The organism is Cupriavidus nantongensis (genome assembly GCF_041726985.1).
GTDB lineage: Bacteria > Pseudomonadota > Gammaproteobacteria > Burkholderiales > Burkholderiaceae > Cupriavidus > Cupriavidus nantongensis_A.
The window spans coordinates 2231218-2256723 of record NZ_CP168302.1 but is presented as its reverse complement, the minus strand read 5'-3'; the positions used below and the strand labels follow the sequence as shown (position 1 = coordinate 2256723).

The 25506-nt window shown below is 68.4% G+C and carries 24 protein-coding genes; 8 read left to right on the top strand and 16 right to left on the bottom strand.

Annotation, left to right across the window (positions count from 1 at the left end):
* Nucleotide 1: 1 nt before the first annotated feature.
* Nucleotides 2–1189, bottom strand: a complete 1188-nt coding sequence (locus tag ACEI37_RS09890; protein ID WP_373376542.1) for a CaiB/BaiF CoA transferase family protein — start codon at nt 1187–1189, stop codon at nt 2–4.
* 116 nt (nt 1190–1305) lie between these two features.
* On the opposite strand from ACEI37_RS09890, the gene ACEI37_RS09885 reads away from it, so the two are divergent.
* Nucleotides 1306–2241: a LysR family transcriptional regulator gene (locus ACEI37_RS09885; RefSeq protein WP_373376541.1), complete on the top strand. Its 936-nt coding sequence runs from the start codon at nt 1306–1308 to the stop codon at nt 2239–2241.
* 58 nt (nt 2242–2299) lie between these two features.
* Complete coding sequence (locus ACEI37_RS09880) at nt 2300–2533, top strand: DUF3820 family protein (protein ID WP_112775044.1); 234 nt, start codon at nt 2300–2302, stop codon at nt 2531–2533.
* Between the two features lie 9 nt (nt 2534–2542).
* Here the strand turns inward: ACEI37_RS09880 and garD are convergent, their stop codons facing one another.
* Complete coding sequence (gene garD / locus ACEI37_RS09875) at nt 2543–4108, bottom strand: galactarate dehydratase (RefSeq protein WP_373376540.1); 1566 nt, start codon at nt 4106–4108, stop codon at nt 2543–2545.
* 374 nt (nt 4109–4482) lie between these two features.
* Here garD and ACEI37_RS09870 point away from each other — a divergent pair, with 374 nt between their 5' ends.
* The gene (locus ACEI37_RS09870; protein ID WP_373376539.1) at nt 4483–5538 is read left to right on the top strand and encodes a cyclase family protein; all 1056 of its coding nucleotides are present in this window, start codon (nt 4483–4485) and stop codon (nt 5536–5538) included.
* A gap of 594 nt (nt 5539–6132) precedes the next feature.
* Here the strand turns inward: ACEI37_RS09870 and ACEI37_RS09865 are convergent.
* From ACEI37_RS09865 to ACEI37_RS09850, 4 genes are all read right to left on the bottom strand, one after another.
* Nucleotides 6133–6321: a hypothetical protein gene (locus tag ACEI37_RS09865; protein ID WP_373376538.1), complete on the bottom strand. Its 189-nt coding sequence runs from the start codon at nt 6319–6321 to the stop codon at nt 6133–6135.
* Between the two features lie 869 nt (nt 6322–7190).
* Nucleotides 7191–7892 carry a DUF899 family protein gene (locus ACEI37_RS09860; protein WP_373376537.1) on the bottom strand — a complete coding sequence of 234 codons (702 nt, stop codon included), beginning with the start codon at nt 7890–7892 and terminating at the stop codon, nt 7191–7193.
* A 205-nt stretch (nt 7893–8097) separates the two neighbouring features.
* Nucleotides 8098–8538 carry a YciI family protein gene (locus ACEI37_RS09855; RefSeq protein ID WP_373376536.1) on the bottom strand — a complete coding sequence of 147 codons (441 nt, stop codon included), beginning with the start codon at nt 8536–8538 and terminating at the stop codon, nt 8098–8100.
* 114 nt (nt 8539–8652) lie between these two features.
* Nucleotides 8653–8841: a hypothetical protein gene (locus ACEI37_RS09850; RefSeq protein ID WP_373376535.1), complete on the bottom strand. Its 189-nt coding sequence runs from the start codon at nt 8839–8841 to the stop codon at nt 8653–8655.
* 328 nt (nt 8842–9169) lie between these two features.
* Here ACEI37_RS09850 and ACEI37_RS09845 point away from each other — a divergent pair, with 328 nt between their 5' ends.
* A complete protein-coding gene (locus tag ACEI37_RS09845) occupies nt 9170–9628 on the top strand; it encodes a YqjD family protein (RefSeq protein ID WP_373376534.1) in 459 nt (152 codons plus the stop codon).
* A 42-nt stretch (nt 9629–9670) separates the two neighbouring features.
* On the opposite strand, the gene ACEI37_RS09840 is transcribed toward ACEI37_RS09845, so the two are convergent.
* Nucleotides 9671–10642: a GlxA family transcriptional regulator gene (locus tag ACEI37_RS09840; RefSeq protein WP_373376533.1), complete on the bottom strand. Its 972-nt coding sequence runs from the start codon at nt 10640–10642 to the stop codon at nt 9671–9673.
* A 219-nt stretch (nt 10643–10861) separates the two neighbouring features.
* On the opposite strand from ACEI37_RS09840, the gene ACEI37_RS09835 reads away from it, so the two are divergent.
* The gene (locus ACEI37_RS09835) at nt 10862–11470 is read left to right on the top strand and encodes a cysteine hydrolase family protein (RefSeq protein WP_373376532.1); all 609 of its coding nucleotides are present in this window, start codon (nt 10862–10864) and stop codon (nt 11468–11470) included.
* Between the two features lie 47 nt (nt 11471–11517).
* Here the strand turns inward: ACEI37_RS09835 and ACEI37_RS09830 are convergent, their stop codons facing one another.
* From ACEI37_RS09830 to gtdA, 7 genes are all read right to left on the bottom strand, one after another.
* On the bottom strand, nt 11518–12618 hold the full coding sequence (locus ACEI37_RS09830; protein WP_373377748.1) for a porin: 1101 nt from the start codon (nt 12616–12618) through the stop codon (nt 11518–11520).
* 198 nt (nt 12619–12816) lie between these two features.
* Complete coding sequence (locus tag ACEI37_RS09825; RefSeq protein WP_373376531.1) at nt 12817–14193, bottom strand: serine hydrolase domain-containing protein; 1377 nt, start codon at nt 14191–14193, stop codon at nt 12817–12819.
* 187 nt (nt 14194–14380) lie between these two features.
* Nucleotides 14381–15721 carry an MFS transporter gene (locus ACEI37_RS09820; RefSeq protein ID WP_373376530.1) on the bottom strand — a complete coding sequence of 447 codons (1341 nt, stop codon included), beginning with the start codon at nt 15719–15721 and terminating at the stop codon, nt 14381–14383.
* Between the two features lie 110 nt (nt 15722–15831).
* Entirely contained in the window at nt 15832–17046 is a 1215-nt protein-coding gene (locus tag ACEI37_RS09815; protein ID WP_373376529.1) for a 3-hydroxybenzoate 6-monooxygenase, read from the bottom strand.
* Between the two features lie 39 nt (nt 17047–17085).
* Complete coding sequence (gene maiA, locus ACEI37_RS09810; protein WP_373376528.1) at nt 17086–17727, bottom strand: maleylacetoacetate isomerase; 642 nt, start codon at nt 17725–17727, stop codon at nt 17086–17088.
* An 18-nt stretch (nt 17728–17745) separates the two neighbouring features.
* Entirely contained in the window at nt 17746–18444 is a 699-nt protein-coding gene (locus ACEI37_RS09805; RefSeq protein ID WP_373376527.1) for a fumarylacetoacetate hydrolase family protein, read from the bottom strand.
* Nucleotides 18445–18533: 89 nt separating this feature from the next.
* Nucleotides 18534–19580 carry a gentisate 1,2-dioxygenase gene (gtdA, locus tag ACEI37_RS09800; protein WP_373376526.1) on the bottom strand — a complete coding sequence of 349 codons (1047 nt, stop codon included), beginning with the start codon at nt 19578–19580 and terminating at the stop codon, nt 18534–18536.
* 157 nt (nt 19581–19737) lie between these two features.
* Between gtdA and ACEI37_RS09795 the strand changes: the two genes are divergently transcribed.
* From ACEI37_RS09795 to ACEI37_RS09785, 3 genes are all read left to right on the top strand, one after another.
* Nucleotides 19738–20676, top strand: coding sequence for a LysR family transcriptional regulator (locus ACEI37_RS09795; protein WP_373376525.1), 939 nt, complete (start codon nt 19738–19740; stop codon nt 20674–20676).
* 42 nt (nt 20677–20718) lie between these two features.
* Nucleotides 20719–21624 carry a YihY/virulence factor BrkB family protein gene (locus tag ACEI37_RS09790; protein ID WP_373376524.1) on the top strand — a complete coding sequence of 302 codons (906 nt, stop codon included), beginning with the start codon at nt 20719–20721 and terminating at the stop codon, nt 21622–21624.
* 70 nt (nt 21625–21694) lie between these two features.
* Nucleotides 21695–22732 (top strand): substrate-binding domain-containing protein, encoded by a 1038-nt coding sequence (locus tag ACEI37_RS09785; protein WP_373376523.1) that lies wholly within the window; start codon nt 21695–21697, stop codon nt 22730–22732.
* 607 nt (nt 22733–23339) lie between these two features.
* Here ACEI37_RS09785 and ACEI37_RS09780 read toward each other — a convergent pair.
* Both ACEI37_RS09780 and ACEI37_RS09775 read right to left on the bottom strand, forming a co-directional pair.
* Nucleotides 23340–24047 carry a sulfite exporter TauE/SafE family protein gene (locus tag ACEI37_RS09780; protein WP_373377747.1) on the bottom strand — a complete coding sequence of 236 codons (708 nt, stop codon included), beginning with the start codon at nt 24045–24047 and terminating at the stop codon, nt 23340–23342.
* A gap of 2 nt (nt 24048–24049) precedes the next feature.
* Complete coding sequence (locus tag ACEI37_RS09775) at nt 24050–25498, bottom strand: amidohydrolase family protein (protein WP_373376522.1); 1449 nt, start codon at nt 25496–25498, stop codon at nt 24050–24052.
* Between the last annotated feature and the right edge of the window lie 8 nt (nt 25499–25506).

Sequence of the window (25506 nt, the reverse complement as noted above, 5' to 3'; positions counted from 1 at the left end):
ATTAGGCATGTTGTGTCTCCTTGCTGAAATCGTGCGCGGCCAGGATGGCCGCGGTGTGCTGCCCCAACTCAGGCGCTGACGTGACACGGTTGGGGCCATACCCCGAGAACTTCACCGGCTGCGACGGCAGCCGCAGCGTGCTTCCATCCGGCCCGGCCACTTCGGTCAGCAGGCCGCGATGGACGGCATGTTCGCTCTCCAGCGCCTGCCTGACATTGCGGATCGGCGCTACCGGGATGCCCGCCGCGCCCAGCAGGCGGTTCACCTCGGCGACGGTCAGGCCTGACGACCACGCTTCCAGCCCGGCGCGCAGCGCGGGCTCGAAGCGGCAGCGCGATTCGTCGTCGGCAAAGCGCGGGTCGTGCGCCATCTCCGGACAGCCGATGGTCTGAGCCAGCGCGTGGAACAGCTTGTTGTTGAGCACCGCCACCACGTAGAACCCGTCCGCGGCGCGGTACACGCCGAACGGCGCGGACGACGGATGGCGGTTGCCGACCCGTTGCGGCGCCCGCCCGGTGGCGGCATAGCGCGCCACCAGCGTCGCGCTCAGGCTCAGCGTGGCGTCGAACATCGACACATCAACATGCGTGCCGCGCCCGTTCTTCTCGCGCGCCAGCAGCGCGGCCAGCACGCCCCATGAGGCGAAGAGCCCGCTGACCGCATCGGAGACCGCCTCGCCGAGCATGGTCGGCGCGCCGTCGGGCGCGCCGGTGGCGTCCATCAGCCCGCACATCGCCTGCAGGATGATGTCGTAGGCGGGCCGGTGCGATTCCGGCCCGGTCTGGCCGAAGCCCGACACGCTCGCATAGACCAGCGACGGATTCAGCGCCCGCAGCGCCTCATAACCGATGCCGAGCTTGTCGGCCACGCCCGGGCGGAAGTTCTCCACCACCACGTCGGCGCGCGCACACATCGCGCGGGCCAGCTCCAGCCCCGCCGCCGTCTTCAGATCGATGACGATGCTCTGCTTGTTGCGGTTCATCGCCGCAAAGAGCCCGCTCCTCCCGTCGACGAAGGGGCCGACGGCACGGTAGTCGTCGCCGCCCGGCGGCTCGACCTTGATCACCTCGGCGCCCAGGTCGCCCAGCAGCGCCGTGCAATAGGGGCCTGCCAGCACCCGGGAAAAATCGATCACGCGGATGCCGGCCAGCGGCAGGTCGGATTGGCTGGAATCGGCGGAATGGTCCAAGGCTTGCTCCTCGATGGCTTGCAAGCGCACGGGCTTGCGTTTCAGTGGCTCGATTCTGCGCAGCGCAAGCTATCAAGTAAAATATGGAATTCGACTAGCACCTATAGGTTTTCCTGATGCCTGTCTCGCGTATCTCGCTGCGGCTATTGCGCTACTTCGCCGCGACCGCGGAAACCGGCAGCACCACGGCGGCGGCGCGGCTGCTGAACGTGTCGCAGCCGTCGATCTCCGTCGCCATCCGCGAGCTGGAGACGCTGTTCGAGGAAGCCCTGTTTGCCCGCGACGCCGGCGCGCGCATGACCCTGACCCGCTTCGGCGTGCGCAAGCTGGCCGAAGCCCGCCACATCCTGGGCGCGGCGACGGCGTTCGAAGTCGACAAGAGCGGCGACGGCGCGGCCGGCGAAGTGCAGATCGGGGTGTTCCGCACGCTCGCGCCGGTCTACCTGCCGGTGCTGCTGCGCCTGGCGCGCGAGCGCTATCCGAACCTGGCGGTGCGTTTTGTCGAGGGTGACCTGGCCCAGCTGGAAGACTGGCTGCATGGCGGGCAGATCGAGCTGGCGCTGAGCTACGACGTCGGCATGCCCGACGACCTCGAGCGCGAATTGCTTGCCGAACTGCGGCCCTACGGCCTGGTGCCCGCCGGCTCGCGGCTGGCCCGGCGCCGTGGCAGCATCTCGCTGCACGACCTGGCGCAGGAACCGCTGATCCTGATCGACCTGCCGCACAGCCGCGAATTCCTGATGGCGCCGTTCTGGCAATACGGGCTGCAGCCCGAGGTGCGCTACCGTGCCACCTCGCTGGAGCTGGCGCGCGGCATGGTGGCCAACGGCCTGGGGGTGGCGCTGCTGATCACGCAGGCGCCGGCATCGTCGCAGATCACCGCCGTGGTCGAGAAACCGATACGGGAAGACACCGTGTGCCAGCCGCTGGTGATCGCCCGCGCGGCGCGCGCCACGCGGTCCCGTGCCTCGGAATTGCTGGCCGAATGCGTGCGCGCCGCCGTGGCGGAGGCAACCCCCGCCTCAGCCCGTGCGCGCCCGCGCGCTTCGTGAGCCCAGCTATTGCCAGCGCCACTGTGGTAGCGTGGCGCTTTCCGACTGGCTTGCTTCCATGACCGATTTCGATGCCGACGCCCTGAAACGCCTGGTCACCGTGACCATGCCCTTTGGCAAGCACAAGGGCACGCTGATCGCCGACCTGCCGGGCAACTACCTGAACTGGTTTGCGCGCGAAGGCTTTCCGCCGGGACAGATCGGCGCGCTGCTGGCGCTGATGCATGAACTGGATCACAACGGGCTGGCGTATTTGCTGAAGCCGTTGCGTGGCCACGCATCGCCTCAATAAGCCCGCCCCTCAGGTCACCGGCGCCGGATTGAACAACACCAGCGCATTGCGGATCTTCCAATGCTCCGCCCATGACTTCTTGCCGCTGGCCACGGCCAGCAGCGTGTGGAACAGCTCCCAGCCCACTTCCTCGATGGTGGCTTCGCCGGTGGCGATGCGGCCGGCGTTGACGTCCATCAGGTCGTGCCAGCGCCGCGCCAGGTCATTGCGAGTGGAGACCTTGACCACCGGCACTTCTGCCAGCCCGTACGGCGTGCCGCGCCCGGTGGTAAATACGTGCAGGTTCATGCCGGCGGCGAGTTGCAGCGTGCCGCAGACAAAGTCGCCGGCGGGCGTGGCGGCGTAGATCAGGCCTTTCTGCGTGACCTTTTCTCCCGGGCCGCTGACGCCGTGGATCGGGCCGGTGCCGGACTTGACGATCGAGCCCATCGCCTTTTCGACGATATTGGACAAGCCGCCCTTCTTGTTGCCCGGCGTGGTGTTGGCGCTGCGGTCGACCTGGCCCTGCTCCAGGTAGCGGTCATACCAGGCCATCTGGCGCACCAGCGCCTCTGCCACCTCGCGCGTGGCGGCGCGTGCGGTGAGCTGGTCGATGCCGTCGCGCACCTCGGTCACCTCGGAGAACATCACCGTGGCGCCGGCGCGCACCAGCAGGTCCGTGGCAAAGCCCACCGCCGGGTTGGCGGTAACGCCGGAGAACGCATCGCTGCCGCCGCACTGGACGCCCACCACCAGGTCCGACGCGGGGCAGGTCTCGCGCCGGCGCGCATTCAGGCGCGCGAGATGTTTGTCCGCAGTGGTCATGATCGATTCGATCATCGAGGCAAAGCCTACGTGCTGCTCGTCCTGCAGGCACACCACATCGGGCTCGCCCGCCTTCTGGATCGGGATGGTGCCGGCGCCGATCAGGCGCGCCGGCTGCAGCTTCTCGCAGCCCAGGCTGACGATCATCACCTCGCCGCCGAAGTTGGGGTTAAGCGCGATATTGCGGATGGTGCGGATCGGGATGCCGGCATCGGGCGCGTCGATGGCCACGCCGCAGCCATAGGTGTGCTCAAGCCCAACCACGTCGTCGACGTTGGGGTACTTCGGCAGCAGTTCTTCCTTGATGCGGCGCACCGCGAACTCGACCACGCCCTCGACGCATTGCACCGTGGTGGTAATGCCCAGGATGTTGCGCGTGCCGACCGAGCCGTCGGCATTGCGATAGCCCTCGAAGGTATAGCCGTCCAGCGGCGGCAGCGGCGTCACGCGCGTGCCGACCGGCAGGTTGTCCAGCCCCGGTGCGGCCGGCATGCGGATCACGCGCTCGTTGACCCAGCTGCCGCGCGGCAGGTCCTTGAGCGCGTAGCCGATCACGACGTTGTAGCGGATCACCGCGTCGCCTTCGCGCAGGTCGGCCAGCGCAACCTTGTGGCCTTGCGGGACGGCTTCGGCCAGCACCAGGCCGCACGGGAAAATGGTGCCTGCGGGCAGCCCACCGTCATTGGCCACGATGGCGACGCTGTCGTCCGCGTGCATCGTGATGTAGAGGGGGCGCACTGCCTGCGCGGCCGCTGTAGGGGTCACTGCCATGTCTTCTCCAGCCCGGACAGCCAATCGAGCATGTGTTACGTTGTCTGACAACATTTTACCGACTTCGTCGCTTCTGGGGCTGCGGGTAATCCCTCAGATCGGGTAAATTCGGGAGGTTTACGTCGCACATTCCTCTCTTGTTGTACGACAACATATAAAACCGACGCAGCACCACGATCAAATAAAAGCGACCTTTGCTGCGCCGCAAAATGACCGTTCCCTGCGACATGGCCTATAAGAGTGCAACCGGTTTCATGCCAGATGGCACCGGCCGATCTATGCGCCGGCCCTGCGCAACACCCTGCCCGGCTTCGAATTCCATTCCGCATCGCTGGCCGTTCTCGCGGCCAGCCACACGACAGGAGGCATGACTCATGCGCTGGAAGCAACGTCCGCAAGGTTCCAACTGGGGCGACTTCGGCCCCGACGACCAGCTCGGCCGCGTCAACCTGATCGGGCCCGAACAGGTCGTCAAGGGCGCGCGCGAGGTGCAGGCCGGGCTCAGCTTCTGCCTGTCGCTGCCGCTGGACTACCCCGGCGGCAACAAGCTCAATCCGCGCCGCCATCCGCCGGTGCTGCGGCCGACCTTCCGCGACGACTCGCCGTACACCAACTTCCCGCTGGCGAAGGTGGATCCTGCGGCGACCGATGTCATCAGCGACGACCAGGTGCTGATGTGCCTGCAGTACAGCACGCAATGGGACGCGCTGGCGCATGTGGGCGCGCTCTTCGATGCCGACGGCGATGGCCGCGCCAAGCGGGTCTACTACAACGGCTATCGCGCCAACGAGCATATCGTCGGCCCGGTCGACTATGCCGACGACGACAACTTCGCGGCGCACCCGTGCGGCCACGACCACAGCGCGGCGCACGCGCTCGGTATCGAGAACTTCGCGGTCAAGGGGATGCAGGGACGCGGCGTGCTGGTGGACCTGGCGCATGTCTTCGGCATGGACTTCCGCAACGTCGGCTACGACGACCTGATGCGCGCGATGGAAGCCGGCAAGGCGGAAGTCGAACGCGGCGACATGCTGCTGCTGCGCACCGGCTTTGCCGAAGTGGTGCTGTCGATGCAGCGCGAGCCCGATGAGGGCGTGCTGCATCACAGTTGCTGCGCGCTCGACGGGCGTGATGACAAGCTGCTGAACTGGATCACCGATGCGGGGATTGCGGCGCTGATCGCGGACAACTATGCGGTGGAGCGCTACCCTGCCCGCCCGGCGCCCGATGGCGATTCAAGCCATCCTTTGCTGCCGCTGCATCACCATTGCTTGTTCAAGCTGGGGTTGCCGCTGGGGGAGCTGTGGTATTTGCGGGAGCTGGCGGATTGGCTGCGGGGGAATGGGCGGACGCGGTTTCAGTTGACGGCGCCGCCGTTGAGGTTGCCTGGCGCCGTGGGGTCGCCGGTTACGCCGGTTGCAACGGTTTGAGGGTTCGCCATCTTCGGCATTTTGGTCGGGGATCGTGCTTGACTGGCGTGGCTGTTTCGCCGGCGTAGCCGGCGACCTCCTTTCTGTCCGAGCGACAGAAAGGAGGCAAAGAGCGCGTCGCCTGGGCGGCTGGCCAAGGCGGTGTTAGTGGTTCGAACGGTGGTGACTTACGGTGAGGCGGTTGGTGGTTCCACCCTGCTGACGCTACCTGGAGGTGCCTGGCGTTCGGGGTCGGATGGACGAACCCGACTTTAGGTCGGTGGCCGCCTACTAACTGCGTTGTCGGTGGGACGCCTTCGGCTGCGCTGCGCGCGCTCACTATCTCAGGCCTTGGGCTCAGGCACGGAGTGCGTCGCTGCGCTCGCACGCGCTATCGCGGGCGATCCTTCCGGCTTTTCTTGTCCGCTTGTTTTCTCCCCTCTCCCGCTTGCGGGAGAGGGGCGGGGGAGAGGGCCGGAGCATCGACGAAGTCGGGCGTCCAAATCCGGGCAGGTCTTTCAACGTTTGCTGTCCGCATTTTTGTGTGCAAGGCGTTTTGAATTCAAAGCACAGCACTCCCGCCATGCCAATGCCAACAAGTGAGAACGGCCAGCCTCAGGAAACAGGCAACTCTTCTTCCAACACCCGTTCCAACTGCGCCTTCACCAACCCCAATAGGCAAAACGCCCCAAAAGCCTCCTCCGACCATTCACTCTGCTGCTCTAGCAGTGCAAGCACGGCGTCTATTCCCGCTGCCACTGCCAAAAGACTGTACCGCGCCGTTGATAGATCGATTTCCGACATAGGACCCTCCAATCGTTACCTGAAGGTCCACCGCACAACGCTAGCGGAGGGCGGCGGGCCTGACGACGAGGGTGGAAGACCGATGCAAACACCAAGCCGGCCAGCCTTGCGGCTGCCTCGTGTCGGCCCGCCATGGATGACAAGCGCGTATGCGGAGACAGGCGGCGTCGAAGACGCCGACCTGTGGTGCTTGCAGTTCGGGCTTCCACGCCCGGCCACCGTTGTGTGCGATGACCGTGTCAGTCTCCCGCATCAGAGTCAGGAACTCGATAAGACAGTTCCCATTCCTGAGCGAACGCAGCATCGTGCCGTCGCTGCGCCCGTTCGCAAATAGCCGATCTCCGAAACGAATCCTCAAGACATGCCTTGGCCGGTGAAGTGGCAGATTTGCGGTCGTGACTTCGTTGAAGCTCCGGCCCTCTCCCCCGCCCCTCTCCCGCAAGCGGGAGAGGGGAGCAAACAAGAGAGAGAGAAAGACCCTTGGGCTCGCACGCGACAACGCCATGCGAGCGCAGCGATGCACTCCGTGCCCGAGCAGCAGACCTAAGATTGGGCGTGCGCGCAGCGCAGCCGAAGGCGTCCCACCAATAACGTGCTTAGTAGGCGGCCACCGACCTAAAGTCGGGTTCGTCCATCCGACCTCGAACGCCAGGCACATCCAGGTAGCGTCAGCAGGGTCGAACCACCAACCGCCTCACCGTAAGTCACCACCGTTCGAACCACTAACACCGCCTTGGCCAGCCGCCCAGGCGACGCGCTCTTTGCCTCCTTTCTGTCGCTCGGACAGAAAGGAGGTCGCCGGCTACGCCGGCGAAACAGCCACGCCAGTCAAGCACGACAGCCAACCGCCCACCACAATCACAATCGACCTACCTCCCATACTCCAACTCCGGATACCAATCCCCCCTCCCCTCCGGCGTCGTATCCAGCAGCGTCCACAACGCATCCAGATCCGGCGCCCCGCGCGGATCCTGTCCCGGATCGCACGTCAACGCATACATCTCGCTACTCCAGAAATGCCGGACCTTGCCATCGCGCCGCGAAAAGACGGTATATCCGGGCACGTCCGCATCCTCCGCACTCACGTAGTCGCGAGTGAAATCGCCGTCCACATCCGCATACACCTTTAGCTGTGTCCACCCCCGGGCCCGCTTGGCCGCGACCAGTCGATCGATCGGCGAGCGCGCCACCATCGCCAGTGCCGTGCGCTGCTCGATATCCGCAACCTTGTGGTCCCAGCCGGCCATGATGGACGTGCACATCGGACAAGGCCGCTCCCGCTGCGGCCCGAACATGTAGCTGTAGACCACCAGCGTATCCTTGCCCGCGAACAGGTCTTCGAGCGTCACCGGCCCGTGCTCGCCCTGGAACGTATAGCGCTTCGTCACTTCGCCGCCGGGCGGCAACGCGCGGCGCTGTGCGGCCACGCGTTCGATGTGCCGCCGCAATTCGATTTCTTCCGCCAGCAAGGCGTTGCGCGCCTCGCGATACGCCGCGCTTTCATTCGGAAAGTGGACGGGATTCTGCCGCGCCAGTTCGGTCGACGGAACCAGCTTTGCCGTGGTGTTCATGTCAGTCCTCCTGGAAGATCGCGTGCCGGGCGCGGCTTTCGCCATGCGGCGATGGCCGCTTCACACGCCTGTCCTGTTTCGGTCCCGCGCGGCGCGAATCGTTCCGGCGGATGGCTGCATGTTCGCCTCGCTCCGCGCCCCATCCAGCACAAACGGCGGTTCACACACAGGTGTGAACCGCCGTCTCTCGCTGCGTTACGCCGACTTAGCCTTGCTGGGACCTGGCCGTGCGCGCGGCCTGCTCGCGTAGCCGTTCCTCTTGCTCGCGGAGTTCCGGCGTCAGCTCCGCGCCAAAGTCCTCGAGCTCGAACAATGGCCGGATCTCGATGTCGGATTCGCCTTCCATGGGATTAGGACAGCGCTTAACCCATTCCACTGCCTCATCCATGGACTTGACCTGCCACAGCCAGAAGCCGGCGACGAGTTCTTCCGGCCGCTCAAAGGGTCCATCGGTCACGGTGCGCTGGGTACCCGCGAAGCGCACGCGCTTGCCCTTGGCGCTGGGCTGCAGGCCCTCGCCCGCCAGCATGATGCCGGCCTTGACCAGTTCTTCGTTGAAGTTGCCCATCGCTGCCAGCAGCTCCGTGCCGGGCATCTTGCCGGCTTCCGAGTCGCTGGTTGCCTTGACGATCACCATGACACGCATCGATATGCCTCCTCAGGTACGTGTGTGGCGATTTGCGCGCCGGGTGGCGCGCTCCACGCACCCGCGATGGGGCGTGTCGCACACCGGTCCAGCATAGACGTTATTGCGTGGAAGCTATTGCCATTGCTGCATCGACCAGGTCGAGCGCCGGCGCAGGTCTTCCTGTCCCGGCTGCCGCGGCGGCTTGCCCAGGTCATCGTCGTGCCGGGGCGGAAGCTGCTCTTCGCTCTTGCGCGAAGGATCGGCGGGCGGCACCTCGGGTACGTGCGGCCCTTCCTCTGGCCGTGGAATTTGATGTGCCATGATGCCCTCCTGCTTGCAGAGTACGACACCCTTGACGATGCAACCGCCATGCCAAGCCGGGCAGCGCGGTTTTGTGCGCCCCGACGATCCCGTGCGCGGCGCCGTGCGGCGCTGGCGGGTCCGCCGCGCAATCTCGGCACGCAAATCTGGCTGACTTTGTAATGCGGCATGCGGGTGTGCTGTCGATGCGCCGCGGTATCGCCACGTCCGGCATGGCGCAGAGGCGTTCACGCCGACAGCCATCGCCCGGCACGAAAGGTGCACTGCCCTCCCGTGGCGCGCCGGGTTCGCCCGGTGCGCCATGGATACTTCAATGCGGAGGCGCACTATGGAACAGACGGAAACGACAAGCACGCCCACCAGCACATCGGGCCTGCGCCAGCAGGAGACGCGCATGTCTTCGGTATCGGGTTCGGAGACGCGCAGCGGCGCGCCGTGGAGAGATACATCGGCACGATCGTCGGCATCGCAGGACCTCTCGCGCGAGCTCGACCGGCTGATCGATCGCTTGCCGACCTTGTCCGGCGATAGCCTCGAACAGGCCAAGGCGGAGTTCGTCGAACTTGCGGCCAGGTCGGGCAGCGCGGCGACGGAGATCGCGGCGAAATCGGCCGACGTGGCCCGGCGCGTGAAAGGACGCGTCCGCAGCGAGTGGGAAACCGGCCTCGAGCGGACCGAATCGTTCGTCCATGCCAACCCCGTGCGCGCGCTCGGAATGGCGCTGGGGATCGGCGTGGTGCTGGGCGCGCGGCTGTTCGGCTCGCACCGGCATCACCGCGACATGTGAGCCGGCGTTGGCCGGCACCGGCGCGCCGGCGAGCGCAACGGCTCAGCCGGCGCGCTCGCGCGGCAGCGCGGTGCCGAACTGCTTGCGGTAGGCCGACGGTGACACCGCCAGCGCCTGGGTGAAGTGCTGGCGCAGCGAAACGGCCGAGCCGAAGCCGACCAGCTCGGCCACCAGGTCGACGCCCTTGTCGGTGGTCTCCAGCAGGCGCCGCGCCGCGGTCAGCCGGTGGTTCAGCAGCCACTGCGTCACGGTGGTACCGGTCTTCTCCTTGAAGCGCCGCGTGAAATTGCGCCGGCTCATGCCGGCCTTCTCGGCCAGCGTATCGAGCGTCAGCGGCTCGGCCAGGTGCGCGATGGCCCAGTCCAGCGTCAGGCTGAGCCGGTCGGCGCCGTCCGCCTGCGGCAGCGGGTGCTCGATGTATTGCGCCTGGCCGCCGTGCCGGTGCGGCGCCACCACCATGCGGCGCGCCACCCGGTTGGCTACCTCGGCGCCATGGTCGCGCCGCACCAGATGCAGGCAGCAGTCCAGCGCGGCGGCGGTGCCGGCCGAGGTCAGGATCGCGCCATCGTCGATATAGAGCGAATCGCGGTCGAGCCGCACCCGCGGATAGCGCTGCGCGAAGTCGTCGGCCCAGGCCCAGTGCGTGGCCGCGGTGCGGCCGTCCAGCAGGCCAGCCTCGGCCACCACGAAGGTGCCCAGGCACAGGCCGGCGATGCGCGCGCCGCGTGCCTTGGCGGCCCGCAGCGCATCGAGCAGCGCTTGCGGCGCGCGCTCGCCCGGATCCCGCCACGCCGGCATGATCACGGTATCGGCCTGCTCCAGCACCGACAGGTCGTGCTCCACCTCGATGCGGAAGCCTGACATGGTGGCAATCAAACCCGGCGTCTCCCCGCAGATCAGCAAGCGGTAGCGCGGCACGCCGAGGCGGTCGAGGTCGTCGCCAAAGACGATGCAGGGCACGGACAGGTGGAAGGGGCTGATGCCTTCGAAGGCAATCACCGCGACGGTGTGCATCGCAATCTCGCTGGGTTGGGGGCTTGGTTAGGGCGGCTCGGAAGAAGGAACCGCATGGCCACGGCGGCATGGTTTGGCCCGATTCTATCGGATGTTGTCCATCGGGCCACTTCCGGTGCCCCCGGCGCCGCCGGAAACTACGTTCCATGCCGCGCCTGCGGCGAACGCAGCGGCCGCCACTGGCGCCGCCCACCTACTTCCCTGTCGACGAGGACCATCATGCAACACCCGACCCTACGCACCATCGCCGGCGCACCGGCCCGCACGGCCATCGACGCAGCCAGCACCGCCGTGCTGGTCATCGATTTCCAGAACGAGTATTTCAGCGGCAAGCTGCCGATCCCCGACGGCCCGGCCGCCCTTGGCAACGCGCGGCGCCTGGTCGACCACGCCGATGCCGCCGGCATGCCCGTGTTCCACATCCAGCATGTCACGCCGGCGGGCAGCCCGGTCTTCGCCGAACACGGCGCCACCGTGGCGTTCCACGGCGACCTGCAGCCGGCGCCGCACCATACCGTGGTGCAGAAGACCTCGGTCAGCGCCTTCCCGACCACTGACCTGGACCAACGCCTCAAGGCGGCCGGCATCAAGACCCTGATCATCACCGGGCTGATGACCCACGCCTGCGTCACCGGCGCGGCGCGCGACGCGGTGCCGCTGGGATACGGCGTGATCGTGGCGGCCGATGCCTGCGCCACGCGCGACCTGGATACCGCGGCCGGCACGATCGCGCACCAGGACCTGCACCGCGCCGCGCTGGCCGCGCTCGACGACACCTTCGGCGATATCCTGACCACTGAGCAGGTGCTGAAGCTGCCGCTGGCCTGAACGACCGCGGCCGGCCCGGCGATACCGGCCGGCCGCGCAGTCCCCGTTCAGAACCGGTGCCGCATTCCTACCGCCACCGCAGTCATGCTGCGATGGCCGCTGCCAAGGAAATAGCCGTTGGCAAAGCTCACCGCGGAGGTATCGAAGTTGATGCCGGCATGCTGCACATAGGCGGTGGTCAGGTAGACGTCGGTGCGCCGGGACAGGCTGTAGTCGGCGATAAGGCTGACCTGCCAGGGGTTCTTCACATTGCGGCCGGCAAGCGCCTTGACGTCGTCGTAGTAGAACGCCAGCGTCAGGTCCAGCGCCGACGTGGCGCGGTAGTTAACGCCGGCCCAGTAGTAATCGTCCCGCACGATGGTCGCGCCGTTGGCCGCCTTGTTGAGGCCCCAGCGATAACCGCCCATCAGCTTGACCGGCCCGGCGCGATAGCTGAGCGCGGCGCCGGCCTTGCGGAAGTTGCCGACCGCGCCGCCGGTCCCCAGCGTGGGGTTGAAGCGGTTGAACGCCAGCGCCGCGCCGAAGCCGCCGGCGAAGTAGTTCAGGCCGGCACCATAGCCGGTATCCCGGCGAGATTGCCCGGCGTTCTCGCCGGCGCCGAGCACGCCATTACCGAACGAATAATTGCCGACGGCGGTCACCGCGCCGAAGGTGCCCGTGTACTTGACGGTGTTGTCCGAGCGGAAGTCCAGGCCCAGTTGTGCCGCGATCGGCTCGTACTGGGTCGAATAGCCGCTGGGCGAGAAGTTGGAAAACGCGTCGAAGATGGCCGTGTACTGGCGCCCGAAGGTAAGCCGGCCGGCGCGCTCGCTCAGCAGTCCGACAAAGGCCTGGCGCCCGAACAACCGGCCGGATTGCGTCTGCCGGCCGTCGTCGATACCGAAGCCGTTCTCCAGCACGAACACCGCCTTCAGCGCGCCGCCCAGGTCCTCGGTACCGCGCAAGCCCCAGCGCGAGCCCGACAGGCCGCCGGAGCCCAGCGCCACGCGGCTCTGGCCTGGCCCGGGAAAGCCCGCCTGCGTCGGCAACGTGGCCGACAGGTGGTTGACGTACTCGATATTGGCATCGGCCACGCCGTACAGCGTGACGCTGGCATGCGCGCCCGCCCATGGCATGGCCAGCATCGCCAGCGCCGTGGGCAGCCTCATCCGGTGAAGCCTCGTCTTCATGTCTCGCTCCTTGGTTCTGTTTGGTCATCGCCGCGGCAGAGGCGCCGCGGCTGGATTGCGGACGGCAACCAGCGTGCGTAGCCGGCCGCGCCGCGAGCGCGCAGGTCCCCGCGCACGGCCTGGCGGCGTGCGGGAGAACTTGGTGCGGGGGGATTGGCCGGGCGCGCCCGGCGTGGTTCAGCGGCTGGCCGCGCCGACGATGGCGTGCGCCGCGGCCACCATGGCCTCTGACGATTCCAGCGCGCGTGCCGGGTCGTCGCGCTTGCGCACGGCGGCGGCGCTGGTCGCCCGCGCGGCGCCGTCGGGGCTGGCGGAGAACTTCACCACGGTCAGGCCCCTGGCGGGATTGATGTAGATCTTCTGGCCGAAGCGGCCGCTGGCCTCGATGCTGCCGTCGCCGTCGTTACGCTGGAACCAGTAGTTGCGGTAGCCGTAGCCGTCGCGGCCCGCGGTAGTGTTGCCGCGCGCGAAGCGGGCCTGGTTGCTGGCGGGCTGCAGCGCGATCCGCACCGCCTTCGGTGAAATGCCGAGCGTGGTATCGCCGGCCGCGGCGCGGCGCACGGTCTCGGCAAAGCGGGCGGCATCGCGCAGCGTCGAGTTCATGCCGCCGCTGGCCATTTCGGTGCCCTGGCGGTCGACCTGGGTGTAGGCGTCGTCATCGGCGAAGCGCGACCACAGCCGCTCGGTGACGAGGTCCGCCCAGCGCTTGCCGGTGATGCGGCGCAGTGCCCACGCCACCGCTTCGGGCGAGCCATTCTGGTAGTACCAGACGCCGCCGTCCGGGCCCTCGCCGGCGGTGCCGGTGGCGTGCACGACCTTGAGGAAGTCATAGATGGTATCGGGCGCGTCGGCCTTGCGCGGCACGATCCCGACGGCGCCGAACAGCCCCAGGTCAGGCGGCAGCGCCTGCGGATAGCCGACCGGCACCTCCATGTCCAGGTTCTGCTGTACCGTCGCCTCGCCGAACGGATTGCCGGCCAGCTCGGGCACGTACTGCGCCAGCCGCGCCTGCGGATCGAGCTTGCCCTCTTCGACCAGCATCGCCGCCAGCAGCCCGGTCACCGACTTGGTCATCGAGGCCCAGATGTGCGGCTGGTGCGGGCCAAAGCCGGCAAGGTAGCGCTCGTACACGATCCGGCCCTGATGCAGCACGATAAAGCCATCGGTGTGCGTGTCGCGCAGGTAGTCCCCCACCTGCACCTTCTGGCCGGCAACGCTAAAACTGACCGCGTCCAGCTCAGCCGCCGACTGGCCCGGCAGCGGCAGCGGCTGGCTCGCATGGCGGATGCCCACGGTGGGCGACATCTCGCGCGCATGCCGGAACGCCCAACGCATATAAGGCGGGCGCAGGCCGGTGCCGCGACTGACCTGCTTGTCCGGCGGTGGCGGAAAACCCTGCATGACTTCGCTCTCGGCCACCGCCGCGGGCTGGCCCGCGCCCTGCGCCAGCGCCACGCCGGCCGGCGCCGCCATCGATGCCACCAGCGGCACCACCGTCCACCACGCCCGACTGCGCCGGAACCCCGTCCCGCACGACTTCGCTTGCGCCTGCATACTGTCTCCATGGCTGTCGAGGCGGCTGCACGCGCGGTGCGCCGCCTTCTGTGATCAGATGCCAGCCTGCCGGGGGCAGGCCGCGGGCGCCATGTTGCAGGCCCGCGGCCATGGCCACAATCCTCTGTTCGGAATAGAGCCATAACCCTTGGGAATGTCGGCGGGAGCGTCGGCGCAGGCGCCGCCTTCAGACCGCCAGGCGCGCTTGCGGCCGCTCCCGCCTGACCACGCCCAGCGAGAACATCGACAGCCCTGCAATCAGTGCCGGCACGCCGATCCACGCGAACAACGCGGGCATGCCCAGGCCCATCGACAGCATGGTGGCGCCGCCGACCGAGCCCACCACCGAGCCCATCCGGCCCACGCCGTTGGCCCAGCTGACGCCGGTGGCGCGGCAGTCGGTCGGATAGAAGCTGGCCGACAGCGCATTGGCGCCGACCTGCGAGCCCGAGATGCAGAAGCCCGCGACAAAAACCGCCACGCCCGCGGCCACCGGCTCGGCGGCAACGCTGCCCACCGCGGCGATGCCCAGCGCCGCCAGCGCATAGCTGGTAGCCAGCACATGGTGCGGGTTGAACCGGTCCATCAGCCATCCCAGCGCGATCGCGCCGACCGTGCCGCCCACCTGGAACATGGTCGTCACCAGCGCCGCGGTGCGCAGCGAATGGCCGGTGCCGCGCAGCAGCGTCGGCAGCCAGCTCGACAGCAGGTAGATCACCAGCAGGCTCATGAAGAACGTCAGCCAGAACAGCAGCGTGCCGCGCAGCAGCGCCGGCCGGAACAGGTGCCGCACCGGCGAGCTGGTGTCGCGCTGCTCGCTGACGGCGAAGGTCGCGCCGCGCAGGTCTTCCTGCGGCGCGATCTTGCGCAGCGTGGCGACGATGCGCTCGCGCGACTTGCCCGTCATCACCAGGTAGCGCACCGATTCCGGCAGCAGCCACACCAGCGCCACCGCCAGCACCAGCGGCAGCACGCCGCCGGCGACCAGCACCGAGCGCCAGCCGAAGGCATCGATCAGCCCGGCCGACGCCAGTCCGCCCAGCGCGGAGCCCAGCGTGAAGCCGCAGAACATGGTGGTGACCAGGAACGAGCGCCGCTTCTCCGGGCAGAACTCCGAGGTCAGCGTGATCGCGTTGGGCATGGCCCCGCCCAGCCCGAGGCCGGTGATAAAGCGCAGCAGCACCAGCGTCCACAGGTCCGGCGACCACGCCGACGCCAGGCTGGCGGCGCCGAAGCACAGCACCGACAGCACCAGCACCACCTTGCGGCCGAACCGGTCCGCCAGCGGGCCGAACAGGAAGGCGCCGGCCATCAGGCCGCCCAGCCCGGCGCCGAACAGCGGCGCCAGCTGGGCCGGCGTCAGTTGCCATTCGGCGCGGATGGCGGGCGCGATAAAGCCGATCGCGGCGGTATCGAAGCCGTCGACGGCGACGATCAGGAAGCACAGTACGACGATGGTCACCTGGAACGCCGACAGCGGCTGGCGGTCGATGAACGCGGTGACGTTGAGCGGTTGGCTGGCAGGCATGGTGTCTCCTCCTGGTTGCCAGGTTTAGGGCGAGAGCGGACCGGCGGCTTCGTCGGCCGCCAGCTCGATGCAAGGGTTTTCAGCGCGGAAAGAACACCGCGCTCAGCGGCTTACAGCCAGGGCGTGGCGCTCAGGCACTTGTCGGCGCGCCAGCCGTGCAGCCATTGCAGCGCGTCGTAGAACTGCGCCTGTGTGCGGCCGGTCCACAGGCTGTTGCGCACCAGACGGTCGACGCCCTTGGCGTGGTAGACGCGGCCCATGTCGCGCGCGGCATAGAGCACGCGCGCGGTGCGCGGGATGCGGGCCTGCTCGTACAGCCTGAAGGCCGCGGCGTAGTCCCCATCGGCGGCCTGCACCGCCGCGCCCAGCGTGACCGCATCCTCCAGCGCCTGGCAGGCGCCCTGCGCCACGTACTGCGTCATCGGATGCGCGGCATCGCCGAGGATGGTGGCGCGGCCGAAGCTCCAGCGCTCGACCGGGTCGCGGTCGGCGGTGGCCCAGCGCTTCCATGAGGTCGGACGGTCCAGCATCTGGTGCGGCAGCGGGTGGATGCCCTCGAAGTACGACAGCACTTCTTCCTTGCTGCCCTCGCGCACGCCCCAGGTTTCGGTCTCGCGGCTGTGGAAGGTCACCACCAGGTTGTACTGCTGGCCGCCGCGCAGCGGGTAGTGCACCAGGTGGCAATGCGGGCCGGCCCAGACCACCGGCGCGTTGACCTGCAGGTCCTGCGGCATGTCGGCCACGTCGACCACGGCGCGGTAGACCACGTGCCCGGTCACGCGCGCTTCATCGCCGATCAGCGCCTGGCGGATCGCGGACTTGACGCCGTCGCAGCCAATCACTGCATCGCCGCGGTGGTGCTCGCCGTGCTGGTCGATCACGGTCACGCCGTGCTCGTCCTGCAGCAGCTGCTCCACGCGCGTGCTGGTGCGCATCGTGATCAGCGGATGGTCCTGCACCGCCTCGAGGATCGACAGGTGGATATCGGCGCGATGGATCACCGCATACGGATTGCCGAAGCGCTCACGGTATGCCTGCCCGACATCGACCTGCGCGATTACGCTGGTGTCGATGGCGTCGCGCAGGCTCAGGTAGTCGGTAAAGACCGCGCGGCCACGCGCGGCCTCGCCCACGCCCAGCGCGTCGAGCGCGGCGAAGGCATTGGCGGCCAGCTGGATGCCGGCGCCGATCTCGCCGATCTGCTCGGCCTGCTCCAGCAGTTCGATGCGGATGCCCTGGCGTGCCAGCGCCAGCGCCGCGGCCAGGCCGCCGATGCCACCGCCGATGATCAGGACCTTGCCGGTCGCGTTATGGGTATTGCTCATTTCTGTCTCCTGGCCTGCGCCGCTGGCGTCAGGCAGTGCTTAGGCGGTGTAATCCGGCTGGCGCGCGGGCGCGGCCTCGGCGAAGGCGGGATGGGCGCTGGCGTGGGCGAAGACGGCCATCGCGCGCTGGTAGCGATCCAGCTCGCAACCCATGCGCAGCGCGTTGGCGACCTGCGGCACCAGTGCCACATCGGCCAGCGTGGGCGCATTGCCGAAGCACCATTTGCCGTGGCCGTGGCGCGCCAGCAATCGCTCGACGCCGGCCATGCCTTCGTCGATCCAGTGGCGGTACCAGGCGTCCTTCTGCTCGGGCGTGACCTTGAGCGTGTCCTGCAGGTAGCGCAGCACGCGCAGGTTGTTGACCGGATGGATGTCGCAGCCGACCAGCATCGACAGCTCCAGCACGCGCGCGCGCTGCTCGGGATCCTGCGGCAGCAGGCGCGGCTCGGGATGGCGCGCGTCCAGGTAGTCGATGATTGCGAACGACTGGCCCAGCGTGAAATCGCCATCGACCAGCGCGGGCACGGAAGCGGACGGGTTGATGCCATCGACATACTCCGCGTGGCGATGCTGGCCGGTGCGGATATTGACGGCCAGGTAGTCGTACGGCAGGCCTTTGAGGGCCAGCGCGATGCGCACACGGTACGAGGTCGAGCTGTTGAAGAAGCTGTAGAGCTGCATGATTCGGCTTGCCTGGGTTCAGACCACGCGCACGGTCAGTTCGCCCAGCCCGTCGACACCAGTGACCATGGTGTCACCGGCCTTGACCGGGCCCACGCCTTCGGGCGTGCCGGTGAAGATGACATCGCCCGGCTCCAGCCGGAAGAACTGCGACAGGTACGCCACGGTCTCGGCCACCGACCAGATCAGGTGCGACACATCGCTGCGCTGCTTCGTTTCGCCATTGACCGTCAGCCAGATGCCGGCCTGCTGCGGATGGCCGATTTCACTGGCGCGGTGGATCGGGCCGACCGGCGCCGAGGCGTCGAAGGCCTTGCCGATTTCCCACGGGCGGCCCATCTCGCGCATCTTCATCTGCAGGTCGCGGCGGGTCATGTCGAGGCCGACGGCGTAGCCCCACACGTGCTCGAGCGCCTGCCCGACGGGGATATCCGAGCCGGCCTTGCCGATCACGGCGACCAGCTCGGCCTCGTAGTGGTAGTTCTGCGTCTGCGCGGGATAGGGCAGGTCGAGCGTGGTGCCGGCCTGCACCGGGACGATGGCGTCGGCCGGCTTGCAGAAGAAGAACGGCGGCTCGCGCTCGGGATCGAAGCCCATTTCGCGGGCGTGGGCGGCGTAGTTGCGGCCGACGCAGTAGACGCGGCGCACGGCGAACCGGTCATCGCTGCCGACAACAGGGATGGCAACGGTGGCGGGAGGCGTGAAGACGTAGGACATGGTGAGGCTTCCGGTGATGGGGTCAGGTAAGCGTGGCCCGACGGTGCCGGCTGGCATCGCCGGGCCGCGGCCTTGGTCGGGTTGCCGGCTCAGGTGCGCGCTTCGCGCAGCAGGTTCAGCGCGGACAGCACCGGCCGGTCGGAATAGCTGAACAGCACGGCGTCTTCGAGCGCGCCGAGCTGCACCGGCGCCCACGACGGCGCCACGAACACGTCGCGCGGCTCGAACTGGAACTGCGCATCGCCGATGCGCACGGTGCCGCGCCCTTCCACCACGCTGTACACGGTGGCGTCGGTGCTGCGGTAGGTCTTGCCCTGGAACCCCGCCGGCAGGTACTGCATGAACGTGGCGATGGTCGGCATCGGCCAGCCGCCGGTGGCCGGGTTGACGTAGCGCAGCTTGACACCGTCCCAGGGATCGAGCTCGCCGTTGCGGTAGAGCTGGTCCAGCGCCTCGCGCGAGCGCGCATACGGGTAGCTGAAGATCGGCGAGGTGGGATCGGTCACGCGGTGCCGCACCGGCACCATGTTGTGGCCGAAGCGGGCAAAGCTGTCGCCTTCGGCGCGGGTCACCGGCTGCTGCGACTCGGGGTAGTTCTCGGCAAAGCCGGCGTCGAACTGCTGCACCAGCGGAATGTCGAGGCCGTCCAGCCACACTACCGGCTCGCCGCCGTCCTCGACCGACGGATTGCCATGGTCATGCCAGGTCCACGACGGCGTGATGATGAAATCGCCGGGGTGCATGGTGGTGCGTTCGCCATTGACCGCGGTCCACGCGCCCTGGCCTTCGACGATAAAGCGCAGCGCCGACTGCGTATGGCGGTGGCTGGGCGCGATCTCGCCCGGCAGGATCAGCTGCAGGCCGGCGTACAGCGTGGAGGTGATGCTGGACTTGCCGGGGATGCCGGGGTTCTCCAGCACCAGCACGCGGCGCACCGCTTCCTCGGCGCTGATAACGCCGCCGGCCTGCATCACGAGCGGGCGGATTTGCGCGTATTTCCAGATGGCGGGAACGATCTGCGGCCGCGGCTGCGGCGGCACCAGGGCGTGCAGCGACTCCCACAACGGGGTCATGTGGCTGCGGCCGATTTCTTCGTAGTAGGCCACGCGGGCCGGGTCTGGGGTGTGCTCGGACATGCTGTCTCCGTAACTTCGTAGCGGGCGTTGCGAGAGCGCTTTGGGTGGGTGCCTGTGTCACTGCGCACCGTCTGTGTTGTCGTTATACGCCCCGCCCTATAAGATCTGAAATGAAGTTTTCATCTTATCGATACGATTTACCGTATAGGTCACCCCCATGGATTGGACCCAGAGACTACGCCTGCGCAACCTGCAGATGCTGCTGAGCCTGGCCGAGACCGGCAACATGAGCCAGTCCGCCGCCATGCTGAACACCACCCAGCCCGGGCTTTCCAAGTGGCTGAAGGACCTCGAGGACGATATCGGCCTGCCGCTGTTCGAGCGCCAGGCGCGCGGGCTGCGGCCCACGCCCTACGGCGAGTCGCTCATCGAGCACGCGCGCCGGATCGAGGCCCAGCTCGATACCGCCCGCGACGACCTCCAGGCCATGCGCGATGGCGGCAGCGGCATCGTGGTGGTGGGCACCTCGGGCGCATCGGCGGCGGACACCGTGCCGCTGGCCGCGCTGCAACTGATGCAGCGCATGCCCCGCGCCAGTGTGCGGCTGCTGGAAACCACCATGGACCGGCTCATGACCCAGCTCGCGCGCAGCGAGCTGGATATCGTGGTGGGCCGCTCGGCGCCGGAGCTGCAGGACGCGCAGCTGCACACCGAATCGCTGTACATGGAGCCGATCCACTTCGTCGCGCGGCCGCGGCACCCGCTGCTGCAGGGCGGCAAGGTGGCGTGGGACGACCTGTACCGCCACCGCTGGGTGGTATGGCCGCGCGGCACGCCGATCCGCAATGCGCTGGAAGGCGCGCTCGCCAGCGCCGGGCGCGCGCTGCCCGCGGATTGCGTGGAAAGCAATTCCACGGTGCTCAACCTGACCCTGTTCAACAACAGCGACATGGTCGGGCTGGCCTCGCACCGCACCGCGCGCCGGCTGGAGGAGCTGGGCGCGCTGCGCATCGTGCCGCTGCGGCTGGCGGGGTTCGGCTCGGTGTCGATGTACTGGCGCGCCGACGGCGAGTCGCGCGCGGCGGTGGCGGCGATGCTCGATTGCCTGCGCCAGGCGGCCGGCGTGGCCCAGGCGCCCGCTGCCAACCACGCCTAGCGCACCGCATAATCTCGTCAACCGCCACTTCCGGTGCCTGCCATGCACCTTGCCCACGCCCGCCTCAGCGACCTGCTGCGCCATCCGCTGCGCTTTGCCTGGCACACGCTGCGCCAGTTCCGCGCCAACCAGGGCCTGCTGCTGGCCGGCGCGGTGGCCTATTACGCGCTGCTGTCGATCGTGCCGCTGCTGATCCTGATGGTGATCGCGCTGTCGCACGTGATCGAACCCGAACTGCTGCTGTCGACGCTGGCGCGCTATCTCGAGTGGATCGTGCCCGGGCAATCGCGCGCCCTGGTCACCGAGCTGGCCGGCTTCCTGCGCAACCGCGGCACCCTCGGCTGGGTGCTGCTGGGCACCATGCTGTTCTTCAGCTCGCTCGCCTTCACCGTGCTGGAAAACGCCATGTCGGTGATCTTCGAGCACCGCGTGGCGATCCGGCGCCGCCATTACCTGGTCTCGGCGCTGCTGCCCTATTGCTATATCGCCGTGCTCAGCATCGGCCTGTTGCTGGTCACCGTGGTCTCGGGCGCGCTGCTGGCGATCGGCGAACGGCACGTCGAGGTACTGGGCCGCGACTGGTCGCTGGACCGCCTCTCCACCGGCCTGCTCTACCTGCTCGGCTTTATCGGCGAGGTGCTGATGCTGACCTCGATCTACCTGGTGATGCCGGTCGGCCGGCTATCCCTGCGCCACGCGCTTACCGGCGCGGTGATCGCCGCGGTGCTGTGGGAGATCTCGCGCCACGTGCTGGTGTGGTACTTCACCACGCTGTCGCAGGTCGGGCGGGTCTATGGCTCGCTGACCACCGCGATCGTGGTGCTGCTCAGCCTGGAAATCGCCGCGACGCTGCTGCTGCTCGGCGCACAGGTGATCGCGGAATTCGAGCGCGGCGCCTGGCACAAGCTGCCGGGGGGTGGTGGCCGGGCGGAGGAATTTCATACCTGAGGGCCGCAGCCGCTGCGGTATGCTCCCCCTGATCCATCGCCAGCCATCGCCCCCATAGCCCTTGCCCCGCATGACCGAAGCCACGCCCGACCGCCCCCGCCGCATCACCATCCACGACGTCGCCCGCGCCGCCGGGGTCTCGCTGACCACGGTGTCGCACGCGCTCAATGACCGCGGCGTGCTGGACCCGGCCACGCGCGCGCGCGTCAAGCGCGTGGCCGCGGAACTGGGCTACCGGCCCAGCGTGCGGGCGCAGCGGCTGCAGTCGGGCCGCGCCAACTGCATCGCGCTGCTGTCGTCGATGCCGTTCGCGGTGGCGGGCGGCACCTCGCGGCTGGGCTTCATGATGGAGGTGGCGGCGATCGCGGCCGAGGCGGCAATGGGGCGGGGGCTGGGCGTGGTGCTGGTGCCGCCGCTGGAAGGCGCCGGCGGGCTGCTCGATACGCTCGATATCGACGGCGCCATCGTGATCGAGCCGATCGCCGGCGACCCGCATATCGCGCGGCTGCGCGAGCGCGGCGTCAGCATCGTCTCGATCGGGCGCGAGCCGCTGACCGAAACCCCGGTGCCTTGCGTCGACCTGCAATCGGCCGAGACCGCGCGGCTGCTGCTGGCGCACCTGCACGGTCACGGGCGCCGGCAGATCGGCCTGATGATCGGCGCCGCGCCGCGGCATTCGTATGGGGAAACGGAACGCGCCTACCGCGAATTCACGCAGGCGCTGGGGCTGCCCTGCCATGTCGTCAAGGCGGCGGAGGAACACGGCGAGGCCGCCGGCGCGGACGCCTGCGCGCGGCTGCTGGAGATGGTGCCGGGACTGGATGCGCTGTGCGCGCCGGTCGATGCCTTCGCGGTCGGCGCGATGGCGCACCTGCAAGGGCTGGGCAGGCGCGTGCCCGACGACGTGCTGGTGGTGACGCGCTACGACGGCATCCGCGCGCGCAGCGCGCAGCCGCCGCTGACCGCGGTCAACCTGCACCTGGAGCGAGTGGCGTCGCTGGCGGTGGAACTGCTGTTCGCGCACCTGTCGGGCGAGCGCAGCCGCACGGTCATCACCGGGCCAAAGCCCGAACTGGTGGTGAGGGCGTCGTCGATGCCGGGGGCTTGACGGACTCTCGGGAAGCGATGTGCCGGACTTCGTAGATGCGCCGGCCCTCTCCCCCGCCCCTCTCCCGCAAGCGGGAGAGGGGAGCAAACAAGCGAGAGAGAAAGACCCTTGGGCTCGCACGTGACAACTTCGTTGACGCGCCGGCCCTCACCCCCGCCCCTCTCCCGCACGCGGGAGAGGGGAGCAAACAAGCGGGATGCGAGAATCCTTTGGGCTCGCCCGCGGTAGCGCGTGCGAGCGCAGCGACGCACTCCGTGCCCGAGCCCAAGACCTGAGATAGGAAGCGCGCGCAGCGCAGCCGAAGGCGTCCCACCGATAGCGCGAGCAGCAGGCTGCCTACACCCTGTTGGGATCGTTCAAAAGTGGGTGATCGAAGGCACCGCCCCTGACTCACATAGCGTTAGCAGGTTCGAACGGGCACCCACGCCAAACGGAAATCACCCCCCCCGAACCACTAACGCCGCGGAATTGATTGCCAGCCGCATAGGCGACGCGTTTCTTGCCTACTTCTTGGCGCTCGGCCAAGAAGTAGGTCGCCGGCTGCGCCGGCGAAACAGCCACGCCCGCCAAGCACGACACCTCACTCAACACCCCCACCCCTCAACCCTCACCCCCTAACCAACACCACCACCCCCGACACCAACGCAAACCCCAACACCCCCACCCTCAACATCCTTTGATTAATCCGCCGATGCACCAGATGGCTGGCCAGCATGCCGACGCCCAGCACCGGCAGCAACCCCGCGGCATAGAACACCTGCTCCATGCCGAGCTTGCCGCTCAACGCCAGCACCACCAGCGAGATCACCTCCCCTACCAGGAAGCACAGCGCCACGGTCGCGCGCAGCGTTGCCACCGGCGCGTGCTGGTAGGCCAGCGCCAGCGGCGGGCCGCCGACGCCGGTGGCGGTCTCCGTCACGCCGGTGATCAGGCCGGTGGAGGCAAAGGTCAGCCGCCCCGGCGTGAACGCCGGCGCCAGCAGCGACACCACCGCCGCGGCGATGGTGCTGCCGCCAACCAGCGCGTTGAGCCACGCCATCGGCATCGCCACCAGCACCCACAGGCCGCCGAAGGTGCCGGCCACGCGTCCGGCGCTGATCCAGCCGGCTCCGCGCATGTCGATGGCGTGGCGCTCGCGCCAGGCCACGTAGGCATTGAGCGGCAGCATCGCCAGCAACAGCGCGCCCGGCAGCATCGCCGGCGCGGCCAGCGCCAGCACCGGCACCACGATCAGGGCGAAGCCCATGCCGGTAGCGCCCTGGATCAGCGCGCCGGTAAAGACCGCCACGCCGACGCTGAACAAGGTCATGTCCATGCTCATGCCGCCTCCGTGCCGGCATGGCGCGCGCGGTGCACGTCGGCGGCGTCATGCAGCTTGCGGATCGGCGCCCCGGCAACGGTGTGCTCGGCCATCGCATGGATGTCGCGCATCAGCGCGCGCGCGTCCCAGTCGGTGGGCCAGCCCTGCCACAGGCGCAGGCTGCCGTCGACAAAGACCGCGCGGATCTGGTCGCGGTTGGCCAGGCGCACCAGCTCCCAGGTCAGGTCCCACGACGGCGTCAGCTCCGGCACGTCCAGGTCGACCAGCAGGAAGTCGGCGCGCTTGCCGGCCGCGATCTCGCCGGTGAGCGCGCCCAACCCGGCCACGTCGGCCGCATCGTGCGTGGCCATGTCGACCCAGCGCCAGCCCGCGCCGCAAGACGAATCGCCCACGCCGATGCCGAAGGCGAAGCGCTGCGCGGCCTCGGCATAGTCGAGCAGGCGGAAGCCGTCGCTGCGGGTGCCGTCGGTGCCCAGGCCCAGGCGCACACCGAAGGTAGCCATGGTCTCGGCCGGCGCCACCGCATTGCCCTTCCAGGCGCTGGCCACGGGGTTGTAGGCGACGGCGGCGCCGCTGTCGGCCAGCAGCCGGATCTCCTGCGGCGTCACCAGCGTGGCATGCGCCAGCAAGGCCGCCGGGCCGAGTGCGCCGATCGCGGCGAGGTGCTCGATCGGCCGGCGCCCGCACGCGTTGAGCGAGCGCTCCACCGCCACCAGGTGCTCGTTGGCATGGGTCTGGAAGATGCGGCCGGACTCGGCGCACAGCTGGTAGACGTGATGCAGCATCGCGTCCGAGGCCACCTCGGGGATCGAGATCGCCAGCGACGGTGCCACCAGCGCATCGCCGGCATAGCGGTCCAGGTGCGCGGCGGCGCGGCGCAGGATGGGCGCGGCATCGAGCGTTTCGGCGCCGGGCTTGTCGTTGCAGATCAGGCCCAGCACGCAGCGCACGCCGGCATCGGTGACCGCGCGCGCCACCGCGTCCAGCCCGGCCTCGCTGCGCGTGCCGGCATCGACCACGGTGGTAAAGCCGCCACGCAGCGCTTCCAGCGCCGCCAGCTTGGACGACAGGTACAGGTGCTCCGCCTTCAGGCTGCCCTCCAGCGGCACCCACACGCGCCGGAAGATCTCCGACGGCTCGCCGAAGACCAGCGACTTGCCGAACGACTGCGTCAGATGGTGGTGGGTGTCGATCATGCCCGGCATCAGCAGCATGCGCGGCAGCGGCAGGGTCTCCAGTTCCGGGAAGCGCGCGGCGACGTCTTCGGCGGTGCCGACCGCGGTGAATCGGCCGCCCTCCACCACCACCGCGTGGCCGCGTACCGCGCCCTGGCGCAGCAGGGTCCATTCCGGCAGCAGGATGCGCGGGCGCTGGAAGCTGTCCGGCGCCAGCGGGGGGTTGATATCGCCGGGCCAGGCCGGCGTCGAGGCATAAGCTTGAGTCATTGCAATGC

What these genes read in the sequence shown, in the direction of transcription:
- ACEI37_RS09780 (WP_373377747.1), bottom strand. Translation starts at nt 24,047, where the DNA reads ATGGACATGACCTTGTTCAGCGTCGGCGTGGCGGTCTTTACCGGCGCG.
- ACEI37_RS09865 (WP_373376538.1), bottom strand. Translation starts at nt 6,321, where the DNA reads ATGTCGGAAATCGATCTATCAACGGCGCGGTACAGTCTTTTGGCAGTG.
- garD (WP_373376540.1), bottom strand. Translation starts at nt 4,108, where the DNA reads ATGGCAGTGACCCCTACAGCGGCCGCGCAGGCAGTGCGCCCCCTCTAC.
- ACEI37_RS09805 (WP_373376527.1), bottom strand. Translation starts at nt 18,444, where the DNA reads ATGTCCTACGTCTTCACGCCTCCCGCCACCGTTGCCATCCCTGTTGTC.
- ACEI37_RS09785 (WP_373376523.1), top strand. Translation starts at nt 21,695, where the DNA reads ATGACCGAAGCCACGCCCGACCGCCCCCGCCGCATCACCATCCACGAC.
- ACEI37_RS09825 (WP_373376531.1), bottom strand. Translation starts at nt 14,193, where the DNA reads ATGCAGGCGCAAGCGAAGTCGTGCGGGACGGGGTTCCGGCGCAGTCGG.
- ACEI37_RS09815 (WP_373376529.1), bottom strand. Translation starts at nt 17,046, where the DNA reads ATGAGCAATACCCATAACGCGACCGGCAAGGTCCTGATCATCGGCGGT.
- ACEI37_RS09880 (WP_112775044.1), top strand. Translation starts at nt 2,300, where the DNA reads ATGACCGATTTCGATGCCGACGCCCTGAAACGCCTGGTCACCGTGACC.
- ACEI37_RS09870 (WP_373376539.1), top strand. Translation starts at nt 4,483, where the DNA reads ATGCGCTGGAAGCAACGTCCGCAAGGTTCCAACTGGGGCGACTTCGGC.
- ACEI37_RS09835 (WP_373376532.1), top strand. Translation starts at nt 10,862, where the DNA reads ATGCAACACCCGACCCTACGCACCATCGCCGGCGCACCGGCCCGCACG.
- ACEI37_RS09795 (WP_373376525.1), top strand. Translation starts at nt 19,738, where the DNA reads ATGGATTGGACCCAGAGACTACGCCTGCGCAACCTGCAGATGCTGCTG.
- ACEI37_RS09855 (WP_373376536.1), bottom strand. Translation starts at nt 8,538, where the DNA reads ATGCGTGTCATGGTGATCGTCAAGGCAACCAGCGACTCGGAAGCCGGC.
- maiA (WP_373376528.1), bottom strand. Translation starts at nt 17,727, where the DNA reads ATGCAGCTCTACAGCTTCTTCAACAGCTCGACCTCGTACCGTGTGCGC.
- ACEI37_RS09860 (WP_373376537.1), bottom strand. Translation starts at nt 7,892, where the DNA reads ATGAACACCACGGCAAAGCTGGTTCCGTCGACCGAACTGGCGCGGCAG.
- ACEI37_RS09885 (WP_373376541.1), top strand. Translation starts at nt 1,306, where the DNA reads ATGCCTGTCTCGCGTATCTCGCTGCGGCTATTGCGCTACTTCGCCGCG.
- ACEI37_RS09845 (WP_373376534.1), top strand. Translation starts at nt 9,170, where the DNA reads ATGGAACAGACGGAAACGACAAGCACGCCCACCAGCACATCGGGCCTG.
- ACEI37_RS09830 (WP_373377748.1), bottom strand. Translation starts at nt 12,618, where the DNA reads ATGAGGCTGCCCACGGCGCTGGCGATGCTGGCCATGCCATGGGCGGGC.
- ACEI37_RS09850 (WP_373376535.1), bottom strand. Translation starts at nt 8,841, where the DNA reads ATGGCACATCAAATTCCACGGCCAGAGGAAGGGCCGCACGTACCCGAG.
- ACEI37_RS09820 (WP_373376530.1), bottom strand. Translation starts at nt 15,721, where the DNA reads ATGCCTGCCAGCCAACCGCTCAACGTCACCGCGTTCATCGACCGCCAG.
- ACEI37_RS09840 (WP_373376533.1), bottom strand. Translation starts at nt 10,642, where the DNA reads ATGCACACCGTCGCGGTGATTGCCTTCGAAGGCATCAGCCCCTTCCAC.
- ACEI37_RS09790 (WP_373376524.1), top strand. Translation starts at nt 20,719, where the DNA reads ATGCACCTTGCCCACGCCCGCCTCAGCGACCTGCTGCGCCATCCGCTG.
- gtdA (WP_373376526.1), bottom strand. Translation starts at nt 19,580, where the DNA reads ATGTCCGAGCACACCCCAGACCCGGCCCGCGTGGCCTACTACGAAGAA.
- ACEI37_RS09775 (WP_373376522.1), bottom strand. Translation starts at nt 25,498, where the DNA reads ATGACTCAAGCTTATGCCTCGACGCCGGCCTGGCCCGGCGATATCAAC.